This window comes from Streptomyces rubellomurinus (assembly GCF_000961885.1).
GTDB classification, from domain to species: Bacteria; Actinomycetota; Actinomycetes; order Streptomycetales; family Streptomycetaceae; genus Kitasatospora; species Kitasatospora rubellomurina.
Genome location: NZ_JZKH01000002.1, coordinates 89,573 through 101,334, shown reverse-complemented (window position 1 = coordinate 101,334; position 11,762 = coordinate 89,573). Strand labels below are relative to the sequence as shown.

Annotated in this window: 13 protein-coding genes and 1 riboswitch; of the genes, 7 read left to right on the top strand and 6 right to left on the bottom strand. The window is 74.2% G+C overall.

From position 1 onward, the window contains the following. The first annotated feature begins 84 nt into the window (after window positions 1-84). Window positions 85-390, top strand: a complete 306-nt coding sequence (locus tag VM95_RS01740) for a (2Fe-2S)-binding protein (protein ID WP_045692154.1) — start codon at window positions 85-87, stop codon at window positions 388-390. A gap of 14 nt (window positions 391-404) precedes the next feature. Here VM95_RS01740 and bfr read toward each other — a convergent pair whose 3' ends face one another. Then, complete coding sequence (gene bfr / locus VM95_RS01735; protein WP_045692153.1) at window positions 405-884, bottom strand: bacterioferritin; 480 nt, start codon at window positions 882-884, stop codon at window positions 405-407. Window positions 885-1,125: 241 nt separating this feature from the next. On the opposite strand from bfr, the gene VM95_RS01730 reads away from it, so the two are divergent. After that, entirely contained in the window at window positions 1,126-1,776 is a 651-nt protein-coding gene (locus tag VM95_RS01730; protein WP_045692152.1) for a sulfite oxidase-like oxidoreductase, read from the top strand. Between the two features lie 24 nt (window positions 1,777-1,800). Here the strand turns inward: VM95_RS01730 and pknB are convergent, their stop codons facing one another. The 4 genes from pknB to thiO all read right to left on the bottom strand — a co-directional run bounded on the left by pknB (window position 1,801) and on the right by thiO (window position 5,861). Next, complete coding sequence (gene pknB / locus VM95_RS01725; protein ID WP_244178583.1) at window positions 1,801-3,579, bottom strand: Stk1 family PASTA domain-containing Ser/Thr kinase; 1,779 nt, start codon at window positions 3,577-3,579, stop codon at window positions 1,801-1,803. Window positions 3,580-3,670: 91 nt separating this feature from the next. Continuing rightward, window positions 3,671-4,468, bottom strand: a complete 798-nt coding sequence (locus tag VM95_RS01720) for a thiazole synthase (protein WP_045692151.1) — start codon at window positions 4,466-4,468, stop codon at window positions 3,671-3,673. A 2-nt stretch (window positions 4,469-4,470) separates the two neighbouring features. Continuing rightward, on the bottom strand, window positions 4,471-4,680 hold the full coding sequence (gene thiS, locus VM95_RS01715; RefSeq protein ID WP_045692150.1) for a sulfur carrier protein ThiS: 210 nt from the start codon (window positions 4,678-4,680) through the stop codon (window positions 4,471-4,473). Then, on the bottom strand, window positions 4,677-5,861 hold the full coding sequence (gene thiO, locus VM95_RS01710) for a glycine oxidase ThiO (RefSeq protein WP_425265274.1): 1,185 nt from the start codon (window positions 5,859-5,861) through the stop codon (window positions 4,677-4,679). The genes thiS and thiO overlap by 4 nt, the downstream gene beginning before the upstream one ends. Beyond that, a riboswitch (TPP riboswitch) is annotated at window positions 5,855-5,968 on the bottom strand. It overlaps the preceding gene by 7 nt. Before the next feature lie 87 nt (window positions 5,969-6,055). Here thiO and VM95_RS01705 point away from each other — a divergent pair. The 3 genes from VM95_RS01705 (at window position 6,056) to thiE (ending at window position 8,333) form a co-directional block, all read left to right on the top strand. Further along, window positions 6,056-7,255 carry an NAD(P)/FAD-dependent oxidoreductase gene (locus tag VM95_RS01705; protein ID WP_052707086.1) on the top strand — a complete coding sequence of 400 codons (1,200 nt, stop codon included), beginning with the start codon at window positions 6,056-6,058 and terminating at the stop codon, window positions 7,253-7,255. A gap of 65 nt (window positions 7,256-7,320) precedes the next feature. Then, window positions 7,321-7,686: an Rv2175c family DNA-binding protein gene (locus VM95_RS01700; protein ID WP_045692147.1), complete on the top strand. Its 366-nt coding sequence runs from the start codon at window positions 7,321-7,323 to the stop codon at window positions 7,684-7,686. After that, window positions 7,683-8,333 (top strand): thiamine phosphate synthase, encoded by a 651-nt coding sequence (gene thiE / locus VM95_RS01695; RefSeq protein ID WP_045692146.1) that lies wholly within the window; start codon window positions 7,683-7,685, stop codon window positions 8,331-8,333. Before VM95_RS01700 ends, thiE begins: the two co-directional genes overlap by 4 nt. Window positions 8,334-8,429: 96 nt before the next feature. Here thiE and VM95_RS01690 read toward each other — a convergent pair whose 3' ends face one another. Next, window positions 8,430-9,536, bottom strand: coding sequence for a polyprenyl synthetase family protein (locus VM95_RS01690; protein WP_045692145.1), 1,107 nt, complete (start codon window positions 9,534-9,536; stop codon window positions 8,430-8,432). Window positions 9,537-9,719: 183 nt separating this feature from the next. Between VM95_RS01690 and metF the strand changes: the two genes are divergently transcribed. Continuing rightward, window positions 9,720-10,634 carry a methylenetetrahydrofolate reductase [NAD(P)H] gene (metF, locus tag VM95_RS01685; RefSeq protein WP_045692144.1) on the top strand — a complete coding sequence of 305 codons (915 nt, stop codon included), beginning with the start codon at window positions 9,720-9,722 and terminating at the stop codon, window positions 10,632-10,634. Window positions 10,635-10,821: 187 nt separating this feature from the next. Then, window positions 10,822-11,757 (top strand): hypothetical protein, encoded by a 936-nt coding sequence (locus tag VM95_RS01680; protein ID WP_052707085.1) that lies wholly within the window; start codon window positions 10,822-10,824, stop codon window positions 11,755-11,757. Window positions 11,758-11,762 lie beyond the last annotated feature (5 nt).

The window sequence follows — 11,762 nt, the reverse complement described above, 5'->3', positions numbered from 1 at the left end:
CGGTTCGCCAGGTAAGGTGAGGCTCAGTGAACTAAGGCTTGCCTTAGTCAAGATCCACTCCGCTCCACCCCGGGAGAGACCGCGATGTACGTGTGCATGTGCCATGCGGTCACCGAGGCCCGGGTGAAGCAGGAGATCGACGGGGGTGCCAGCACCCCCCGCCAGATAGCCAAGGGCTGCAAGGCCGGCACCGACTGCGGGTCCTGCGTCCGGCGGATCCAGGCGCTGCTCGGCGAGCACGGCGCCCGGCCCTGCCCCACCGCCCGGCTGGCGGCCAAGCTGGGCCTGGCCGATCCGGAGGCCGAGGCCGCGCCGGCCGACCCCGCACCGGCCCCGGCGGCTCCCGCCACGATCGCCGTGGCACCCGTGCTGCCGCTCCGGGTGGCCTGAGCCTCAGGACCGCCTCAGGACTCCGGCTGCTCGATCAGCTGGGCGATGTAGAGCGCCTCGCCGAGCTTCTCCAGCAGTTCCAGCTGGGTGTCGAGGTAGTCGATGTGGTGTTCCTCGTCGGCCAGGATGTCCTCGAAGATGTTCGCCGAGGTGACGTCGTTCTTGGCCCGCATCACCACGATCCCGCGCTTGAGCCGGTCGATCGCCTCGACCTCGATCTGGCGGTCCGCCTCGAACATCTCCTTGACCGTCTGGCCGATCCGGACGTGGAACAGCCGCTGGTAGTTGGGCAGGCCCTCCAGGAACAGGATCCGGTCGGTGAGCGTCTCGGCGTGCTTCATCTCGTCGAAGGACTCGTGCCGGGTGTACTTGGCGAGCTTCGTCCAGCCGAAGTTCTCCTGCATCTTGGCGTGCAGGAAGTACTGGTTGATGGCGGTCAGCTCGGCGGTGAGCTGCTCGTTGAGGAACTCGATGACCTCCGGGTCGCCCTGCATGGCGGTGCCTCCCTGCGTAAACGTCCTGCGGTGCCCGGCGGTCGGGCCTGCGCTGGGCATCCTGGCACCGCGATGGGAAGAAATTCCAGTAAGTGCACACTCACTAGGACATGTGTCGGAATATCCGATTTGTGCGGAAGTGGAGGGGTGGACGATCGACCGTTGGCCCGTACGGGCGGGGCGCGAACCGGCGCCAAGGGGCGCGCGTGGGGCGCCGCCCGCCGTCTGTCACCATGGAGCCATGGGTCAGTCCGAGCAAGAACCGATTCCGCCGTCTGACCCGGGCCGGCCCGAGGCCGAGGCCGAGCTCCCGCCGGGGCAGCGCGTGCAGCGCGGCTGGCCCGCCCTGCACTACGGGCCCGTCCCCCGGTTCAACCGGCTGACCTGGGACCTCCAGGTGTTCGGCGCCACCGCCTCGGCCGAGAAGCACAGCTGGGACTTCGCCGCCTTCAACGCCCTGCCCCGCACCACCGTCCGCGCCGACCTGCACTGCGTCACCAAGTTCTCCGTGCTCGGCAACGAGTGGACGGGCGTGCCCGCCGCCGCCCTGCTCGACCTCGCGCCCCCGGCGCCGGGCGTCACCCACGTGATGGTCTGGGCCGAGTACGGCTACAGCGCCAACCTGCGGCTGGCGGACTTCGCCGACGAGCGCACCCTGCTCGCCACCCACCGCAACGGCGAGCCGCTGACCGCCGAGCACGGCTTCCCGGTGCGGCTGGTCGTCCCCCGGCTGTACGCCTGGAAGGGCCCCAAGTGGGTCCGCGCGGTCGAGTACATGCGGGCCGACCGGCGCGGCTTCTGGGAGGAGCGCGGCTACCACAACCTCGCCGACCCGTGGCGCCAGCAGCGCTACTCCCACCAGGAGGAGCCCGGGGACGGGCCGCTGCGCTGAACCGCGTCCTTCTGTCGAACCGCTCTAGATGAACGGGAAGTTGACCGTCACGACGGACCGCTGCGGGCGCCGCTCGCCGGCCGCCGGGGACTGGCCGGACACCTTGCCGGTGCCGAACAGGTTCACCCCGCTGGTCTGCATCGTGAACCCGGCCGCCTGGAGCGCCTTCTGCGCGTCCTCCTTGCTCATCCCGGTCACGTCCGGGACGGGCACCATGCCCTTGCTCACCACCAGCGACACCGCGGTGTTCTCCGGCAGCTGCTGCCCGGCGGCCGGCGAGCTGCTGATCACCGCGCCCTCGGCCACGGCGTCGTTGTAGGTCTCGGTGACCGTGCCCCTGGTCAGCTGGACGCCGGTCAGCGCGGCGGCGGCCTGGTCGGCGGGCTTGCCGACGAGGTCCGGCACCGCGATCCGCTTGGGACCCTTGGAGACGGTGACCGTCACGGTGTCGCTGCGGCGGGTGCGCGTGCCCACCCCGGGGTCGCTGGAGATCACCTGCCCGGCCGGCACGGACTCGCTGTACACCTCGACGAACTTCCCGTGCATGCCCTCGTCGTCGAGCAGGCGCTGCGCCTCGGCGCGGTCCTTGCCGAGCACGCCGGGCACCGGCCCGTACAGGCCCTGGGTCAGCCCGTACGTGGCGCCGCCGACCGCCAGCACCAGCGCGGTCAGCACGGAGGCCCAGATCAGCGGCTTGCGGGGGAGGCGGCGCGGCCGGCCCGGCCGGCGCACCCGGGCCGGGGCCGGCTCGTCGTACGGGCGCGGCTCGGCGAGCAGCTGGTCCATCAGCTCCGGCGGCACGTCCAGCACGCTGGTGCGCTCGGTCGGCGGGGCGTCGGCGGGCCGGGGCAGCGGCTGGATCACCGAGGTCGGCTCGCTGGTCGGGTAGCGCGGGCTGGGCCGGGTGGAGGCGGGCGGTTCGGCGTCCAGCTCCGCCGGGGTGAGGCCGCGGCGCACCCGCTGCAGCGCGGCGAGCAGCTCGACCGCGTCGTACGGGCGGGCCTCGGGGCTGCGGGAGCAGGCGCCGGCCACTATCGCGTCCAGCGCCGGGGCGACGGCGGGGGCGACCAGCGAGGGGGCGGGGACGTCCTCGTGCAGGTGCTTGTACATGACCTGGACGGGGTTGTCGCCGGTGTGCGGGCGGCGGCCGGTGAGCATCTCGTACAGCAGGATGCCGGCCGCGTAGACGTCGACCCGCTGGTCGGTGGGCGCGTCCGGGAGGATCTGCTCGGGGGCCAGGTAGGAGACGGTGCCGAGGACGGTGGCGCCGGTCGCGGTGGTGGCCGAGGTGGGGGCGCCGTCCGCGCTGCCCAGCACCCGGACCAGGCCGAAGTCGGCGACCTTGACCAGACCGCTCTCGGTGATCAGCACGTTCTCCGGCTTGACGTCCCGGTGCACCAGCCCGGCCCGGTGGGCGGCGCCGAGCGCGGCGAGCACCGGCTCCAGGACGTCCAGCGCGGCCCGCACCGACAGCGCGCCGCGGTCGCGCAGCAGGTCGCGCAGGGTGCGGCCGGGGACGTACTCCATGGCGAGGAAAACGTTTCCGCCGTCCGCGCCCTGGTCGAAGACGTTGACCACGTTGGGGTGGGTGAGCCGGGCGACGGCCTTGGCCTCGCGGATGAAGCGGGCGGTGAACCCCTCGTCGCCGGCCAACTGCGGGTGCATCACCTTGAGCGCGACGACCCGGTCGAGCCGGGTGTCGGTGCCCCGGTAGACGGTGGCCATCCCGCCGGTCGCGATGCGCTGCTCGACCCGGTACCGGCCGTCGAGCAGGGTACCGGTCAGCGGGTCGTGCGATGCCATGTCCACCCGGGGGAGTCTAGTGGCGGTCCCGGACCGCCGGTCCCGGCGCACACCGCTCCGGGACCGGCTTGTGACATGGCCGACAGGAGCCCTAGAAGGCCGGGTGCTCGCGGGTGTCCAGGTCGGCCCGGCCGGCCATCGCGGAGGAGGCCTCGGCGTGGAAGCGGCGCGGGATGCGGCCGGCCCGGTGCGCCAGGCGCCCGGCCTCGGCGGCGTGCCGCATCGCCTCGGCCATCAGCACCGGGTCCTGGGCCCGGGTCACCGCGGAGGCGAGCATCACCGCCGAGCAGCCCAGCTCCATCGCCAGCGCCACGTCGGAGGCGGTGCCGGCGCCCGCGTCCAGGATGACCGGGACGCCCGCGCTCTCCACGATCAGCTGGAAGTTGTGCGGGTTGCGGATGCCCAGGCCGGAGCCGATCGGCGAGCCCAGCGGCATGATCGCCGCGCAGCCGACGTCCTCCAGCTTGCGGGCCAGCACCGGGTCGTCGTTGGTGTACGGGAGCACGGTGAAGCCGTCGTCGACGAGCGTCTCGGCGGCGTCCAGCAGCTCGATCGGGTCGGGCAGCAGGGTCCGCTCGTCGGCGATCACCTCCAGCTTCACCCAGTCGGTGCCGAGCGCCTCGCGGGCCAGCCGGGCGGTCAGCACGGCCTCCCCGGCGGTGAAGCAGCCGGCCGTGTTGGGCAGCACCCGGATGCCGTTGCGGGTCAGCACGTCCAGCACGGAGCCCTGGGTGCCGGCGTTCACCCGGCGCATCGCCACCGTGGTCAGCTCGGTGCCGGAGGCGAGCAGCGCCCGCTCCAGGATTTCCAGGCTGGGGGCGCCGCCGGTGCCCATGATCAGCCGGGAGGAGAAGGTCGTCCCGGCGATGGTCAGCAGGTCGTCGGCCATGGTCAGCCTCCCTGGACGGCGGTGAGGATCTCGATCCGGTCGCCGCCGCTGAGCGTCGTCTCGGACCACGAACTGCGCGGCACCACGGCCTCGTTGAGCGCGGCGGCGACGCCGGTGTTGGCGGCGCTGACGGTGGCCACCAGCTCGGCGAGGGTGGTCGTGGCGGGCAGTCGGCGGGGCTCGCCGTTGACGGTCAGGGCGATCTCGGTCATGCGGAGGCCTTCGTGACGGGGTGGTCCTGGGCGAACCGGGCGGGCGTGAACGGCCGTGCCAGCTCCGGGACTTCGCCGGTGGTCAGGTAGTCGGCGAGCAGGTCGGCGGTCACCGGGGTGAGCAGCACGCCGTTGCGGTAGTGGCCGGTGGTGGCGACCAGGCCGGGCAGCGAGGTCGGGCCCAGCAGCGGGGCGTTGTCCGGCGAGCCCGGGCGCAGCCCGGCCGAGGTCTCCAGCAGCGGGAGTTCGGTGATCCCCGGGACCAACTCATGGGCGTCGCGCAGGAGTTCGTACACGCCGCCGGCGGTGACGGTGGTGTCGTAGCCCTGCTCCTCGGTGGTCGCGCCGACCACCATCTCGCCGTTCTCGCGCGGGACGAGGTAGATGTGCCGGCCGCGCACCACGGCGCGCACGTTGCGGGAGAGGAACGGCCGGTAGGCGTCCGGTATCCGCAGCCGCAGCACCTGCCCCTTCACCGGGCGGATCGCGGGCAGCACGCCCTCGGGCAGGCCGGGCAGCCGGTGGCTGTGCGGGCCGGCGGCGAGCACGACCTGGTCGGCGCGCACCGTCTCCCCGGTGCGGAGCCGGGCGCCGACCGCGCGGCCGTCCTCGACCAGCAGCTCGACGGCCTCGGTGCGGTGCAGCAGCACGTCCGTCCGCTCGCAGGCGGCGACCAGCGCGGTGAGCAGCCGCCGGGGATCGACCTGGTGGTCGTCCGCGACGTGCAGGCCGCCGCGCACGCCGGGGGCGAGCATCGGCTCCAGCTTGCGGGCCTCCCGGCCGCTCAGCCAGGTCGAGTCCAGGCCGAGCCGCTGGTGGAAGGCGTGCAGTTCGCGCAGTTCCTCGCGGTCGTCGGAGTCCAGCGCGACGGCGACCGTGCCGCAGCGGCGGTAGCCGGTCTCCGCGCCGCCGCTCGCCTCGGTGAGCTCGGCGGCGAAGGCCGCGTACCGCTCGTTCGAGGCCGTGCCGAGGCGCAGCAGCGGCTCCTCGCCGTACTGCAGCTCGGTGACCGGGGCGAGCATTCCGGCCGCGACGGCGGCCGCCCCGCCCCCGGGGGAGGGGTCGACCACGATCACGGTCCCCGCGCCGCGCTGCGCGGCGCGCCAGGCGACGGCGAGGCCGATGATGCCCCCGCCGATCACCAGCACGTCGGCGCGGGCGCCCGATGGCAAGCGTGACAAAGCTGCTCTGCTCCCTTCGCCGGTATGACCCGGATCAGGTTCGGACGGTCGCGGGCCGTGCCAGCCCGCCTCTCAGCCCGGTTCGCCGGGCTCCCGTGTGTGCCACCACCTTAACGCCGGGGGTCGGTGCGGCCGAAGGGCCGTACGCAGGGCGGCCGGCGGGGCCGTGAAGGGCCCTGAGTACAGTGACGGGCGTGGCAGAGCTGAGCGGAACGGACCAGGTGGTCGTCGTCGTCGGAGCCGGGCTGGCCGGGGCGCAGTGCGCCCTGAAGCTGCGGCAGGGCGGCTGGCGGGGGCGGATCGTGCTGGTCGGCGAGGAGCCGCGCGCGCCGTACGACCGGCCGCCGCTCTCCAAGGACGTGCTCCTCGGCAAGGCCGACGCCACCACCCTGGACATCGACTACGACGAGCTCGGCGTCGAACTGCTGCTCGGCCGCCGTGCCACCGGCCTGGCCCCCGGCGTGCTGCACACCGACGCCGGCGAGCTGACGTACGACGCGCTGGTGATCGCCACCGGCGCCGTCCCCCGCGCCCTGCCCGGCGCCGACCGGGCCCACCTGCTGCACACCCTGGACGACGCCCTGGCGCTGCGCGCGCTGCTGCGCCCCGGCCGCCGGCTGGTGCTGGTCGGCGCGGGCTGGATCGGCGCCGAGGTGGCGACGGCCGCCCGGCAGGCCGGCTGCGAGGTGACCGTGGTGGAGGCCGGCCCGGCGCCGCTGCCGGGCGCGCTGCCGGTCGAGGTGGGCTCGGCGATGGCCGCCTGGTACGCGGAGGCCGGGATCGGGCTGCGCTGCGGCGTCGGGGTCGAGGCGGTGGAGCCGGGCGCGGTGCGGCTGGCGGACGGCTCGCACCTGGCCGCCGACGAGGTGGTGGTCGGCATCGGCGCCCGGCCCGCGACCGGCTGGCTGGCCGGCTCCGGCGTCGAGCTGGACGCGACCGGCGCCGTCGTCGTGGACGGGCGGCTGCGCACCAACCTGCCCGGCGTCCTCGCGGTCGGGGACTGCGTCAGCTACCCCTCGGCCCGGGCCGGCGGCCGGCTGGCCGTCCAGCACTGGGACCACGCCCTGCAGTCCGGCGAGGCGGCCGCCGCCGCGGTGCTCGGCGCGGACGCGCCCGCGTACGACCCGGTGCCGTACTTCTGGTCCGAGCAGTTCGGGCGGATGGTGCAGTACGCCGGCCGGCACGCCGAGGGCGACCGGCTGGTGTGGCGCGGCAGCCCGCAGGACGCCTCCTGGGCGGTGCTCTGGCTGCGCGACGGCGTGCCGAGCGCGCTGCTGACCGTGGACCGGCCGCGCGACCTCACCCAGGGGCGGAAGCTGATCGAGCGCGGCACGGCGCTGGACCCGGCCCGCGCGGCCGACCCGGAAGTGCCGCTCAAGGCGGCGGTGCGCTGACCTCACGGGTGCCCGTGACCGGGCCCTTGGTGCGCGGGGCCCCGTGGAGGTGGCAGTCTGGTGCCGTGAGTGAGATCGATGCCAAGACTGACGCCCTGGTCCCCGAGTGGCTGTACCTGCCCGACATCTCCGAGCGGTGGGGTGTGCTGGTCACCGAGGTCCGCAACATGGTCAAGAAGGGTGACCTGATCGCGGTCCGCCGCGGTCCCAACAAGTCGCTGCAGGTCCCGGCGGCGTTCATCGACGAGGACGGCCCGGTCAAGCACCTGGTCGGCCTGCTGACCGTGCTGCGGGACAGCGGCTTCAGCGACGACGAGATCATCGCGTGGATGTTCACCGAGGACGCGTCGCTGCCCGGCACCCCGGTGCAGGCCCTGTGGGAGAACCGCGCGACCGAGGTCAAGCGCCGCGCCCAGGCCATGGCGCTGTGACGACCGACCGCCGCGCCCGCCTGGCGGACGCCCGGCTCTACCTGTGCACCGACGCCCGTCGCGCGCAGGGCGACCTGGCCGACTTCCTCGACGAGGCGCTGGCCGGCGGGGTGGACATCGTCCAGCTCCGCGACAAGGGCCTGGAGGCGAAGCAGGAGCTGGCGGCGCTGGAGGTCTTCGCCGACGCCTGCCGCCGGCACGGCAAGCTGCTGGCCGTCAACGACCGCGCCGACGTCGCCCACGCGGCCCGGCCGGACGTGCTGCACCTGGGCCAGGACGACCTGCCGGTGCCGGCCGCCCGGGCGATCCTCGGCGAGGACGTCCTGATCGGGCGCTCCTGCCACGCCGAGTCCGAGGTGGACGCGGCGATCGCCGAGCCGGGCGTGGACTACTTCTGCACCGGCCCGGTCTGGCCGACCCCGACCAAGCCGGGCCGCCACGCGCCGGGCCTCGGCCTGGTCGGGTACGCCGCGAAGCAGCCCACCGACCGGCCGTGGTTCGCGATCGGCGGGATCGACCTCGGCAACCTCGACGAGGTGCTGGCGGCCGGCGCCCGCCGGATCGTGGTGGTCCGGGCGATCACCGCGGCGGACGACCCGCGGGCGGCCGCCGCCGAGCTCGCCCGCCGGGTGCGCGCGGCGGTCTGAGCCGAACGACGCCGAACGACGCCGAACGACGCCGAACGACGCCGAATGACCGGGCGCCGTCGCCGTCCGCCCGTACGGACTCCAGTACGTACGGACTCAGTACTTGCGGACGGTGGCGGCCTCGGCCAGCGCCAGCAGCACCTCGCGGGCCCGCTCGTCCGCCAGCGGCGCCGCCGCCAGCGCGGCCAGCGCGTGCCGCATCAGTTCGGCGATCCGCTGCTCCACGCGCTCGGGCGCGCCGCTGCGGGCGACCAGCTCGCGCAGCTCGACGACCTCGGCCGCGGCCAGGTCCGGCGCGCCGAGCCGGCGGTCCAGGTGCCGGGCCTCGTCGGGCGACAGGCCGCGCATCGCGTGCGCGACCAGCAGGGTGCGCTTGCCCTCGCGCAGGTCGTCCCCGGCGGGCTTGCCGGTGACCGCCGGGTCCCCGAAGACGCCGAGCAGGTCGTCCCGCAGCTGGAAGGCCTCGCCCAGCGGCAGCCCGAACGCGCCGAGCGCCTCGACCAGCTCCGGTCCGGCGCCGGCCAGCAGGGCGCCGACCTGCAGGGGGCGCTCGATGGTGTACTTCGCCGACTTGTAGTGCAGCACGGTCTGCGCGCGCTCCAGCGCGCCGTCGTCGGCCGAGTCGCCGGCCACCGGCTCCAGCACGTCCAGGTACTGGCCGACCATGACCTCGGTGCGCATCAGGTCGAACACCGGCTTGGCGGCCAGCACGGCGGCCGGCTCCAGGCCCGAGCGCAGGAACAGCTCGTCGCACCAGATCAGCAGCAGGTCGCCGAGCAGCACCGCGGCCGAGGCGCCGTACTGCTCGCGGTCGCCGCGCCAGCCGCTGTCCCGGTGCAGCGCCTCGAAGCGGCGGTGCACGGAGGGCAGGCCGCGGCGGGTGTCGCTGCGGTCCATCAGGTCGTCGTGCACCAGGGCGCTGGCCTGCAGCAGCTCCAGCGCGGCCGCCGCGTGGGCGATCCCGTCGCCGGCCGCCGGGCCGCCCGCGGCGCGCCAGCCCCAGTAGCAGAAGGCGGGGCGCAGCCGCTTGCCGCCGTCCAGCAGGAAGTCGCGCAGCGCCTCGGTGGCGGGCGCCAGCTGCGGCGAGATCTTGTCGAGCAGCGCGGCCTGGCCGTCCATGAACCCGGCGAGGGCGTCGTTGACGCGGGTACGGACGTCCTCCACGTCGATGGGGTTGGCCGGCCGGTTGCTGGACGAGGTCACGATGGGGCTCCGCTGATTCACTCGGGTGCAGCAAGCGTAGCGGGGCGGCTGGGAACATCCGTGCGAGCCGGCGCCGGGGCCGTACCGGCCATGGCCGGACATAGCCGGAATACCGCCCATCGACCGTCTCACCAGGTGGGACCGGGTTGTCGGCCGCCCGAACCCGGCCGATAGCCTGTCAGCATGGCACTCGGTATCGCTTCCACCCGGACGGACCGCGCACTGACGGTCCGCGAGCTGCTGGCGGCCGGCAAGCGGTCCTTCTCGTTCGAGTTCATGCCGCCCCGCACCGAGGTGGGCGAGCAGAAGCTCTGGGACGCCATCCGCCGCCTCGAACCGCTCGACCCGAACTTCGTCTGCATGACGTACGGCGCCGGCGGCTCCTCGCGCGAGCGCACCGTCAACATGGTCGGCCGCATCGCCACCGAGACGACGCTGACCCCGGTCGCCCACCTGACCGCCGTGGACCACTCGATCGCCGAACTGCGCAACATCATCGGCCAGTACGCCGACCAGGGCGTGCGCAACGTCCTGGCCGTCCGCGGCGACCCGCCCGGCGACCCGATGGGCGAGTGGGTCCGGCACCCCGAGGGCGTCACCTACGCGTACGAGCTGGTCGAGCTGATCAAGGGGATCGGCGACTTCTGCGTGGGCGTCGCCGCCTCGCCGAACATGCACCCGCGCTCCACCGACTGGGACGAGGACATCCGGCACTTCGTCGGGAAGATCCGGGCCGGCGCGGACTACGCCATCACCCAGATGTTCTTCGAGGTCGACGACTACCTGCGGCTGCGCGACCGGGTCGCGGCGGCCGGCTGCGAGGCGCCGATCATCCCGGAGATCATGCCGGTCACCAACGCCAAGCAGTTGGAGCGCTTCCCGCAGCTCAGCGGCTCGGCCTTCCCGGCCGAGCTGGAGGCCCGGCTGCGCGCGGCCATCGACGACCCGGCGGCGCTGCGGGCGGTCGGCATGGAGCACGCCACCGCGATGGCCGAGCGGCTGCTCGCCGAGGGCGCGCCCGGCCTGCACTTCATCACGCTCAACCACTCCACCGCGACGCTGGAGATCTACCAGAACCTCGGCCTGCACGTGCGCTGAGCGGGGCCTTCGTGCCCGTTCACGAGCCCGTTCACGAGCCCGTCACCGTCCGGACGGTGACGGGCTCGGTCGTGTGCGGCCGGGGCCCGGGGCGGAGGGAACGCGATGCGGTACCTCGGCCGTTGAACCGGTACAGTCGCCGCACACGCGCGGCGCGCGCGGGCACGCGACTGGAGGTAGCGGGCGGATGGGCATCGGATACCTGCTGCTGTACGTCGCGTTGGCGGTGGTGGCGCTCTGGCTGGTCGCCGAGGTGCTGCTGCAGAACCGGGCGCCGCTGCACTGGCGCCTCCTCGCGCTGGCCGGCTTCCTCGGCGTCGCCGCCGGCATGACCCTCGGCTCGGTCGTGGTGATCGGTGCCGGGGCCGTCCTGTTCGCGGTCGGCCAGACCTTCGTCACCCTCTCGGTCAAGCGCGGCTACCAGGCCGGCTGGTCCCTGCGGAAGGCGGACGGCGCCCTGCCCGGTCCGCTCGCCAAGGTGCCCCTGCTCGGCGCCCTGACCGGCGGCGCCGCCGTCGCCGCGGCGGCCGCGGCCGCCGAGGAGCGGGTCGGCGAGGTCGGCTCGGTGGAGGAGGCGGCCCCGGACGAGGTCGCGCAGGACGTCCCGGAGGTCGAGCGGACGGCCGCCTTCGAGCCGCAGGGCCTCGCCGAGGACGGCGTCTACGCGCCCGGCTACTACGAGCAGCAGCCGGAGGCCCAGCCCCAGGCCGGGCAGCACCAGGACTTCCAGCCCCAGGCCGGGCAGCACCAGGACTTCCAGCACCAGCAGCAGGACCCGTACGCCGGCGCCTACCAGGCGGGCTACGACCAGCAGCAGTGGCAGACCCAGCAGCAGCCGGCCTACGCCTCCTACGACCAGGCGTACGGCGGCTACCCGCAGCAGCACCAGGACCTCCAGCACCAGCAGCAGGACCCGTACGCCGGCGCCTACCAGGCGGGCTACGACCAGCAGCAGTGGCAGGCCCAGCCGCAGGGGTGGGACCAGAACGCCCAGCAGCAGTGGCAGCCCCAGCAGGCCGTCCCCCAGCAGGCCGTCCCCCAGCAGGCCGTCCCGCAGCAGCCGGGCTACGACCAGCACCAGCACTACGGCTACCAGCAGCAGAACACCTGGCAGCAGGGCTGATCCGG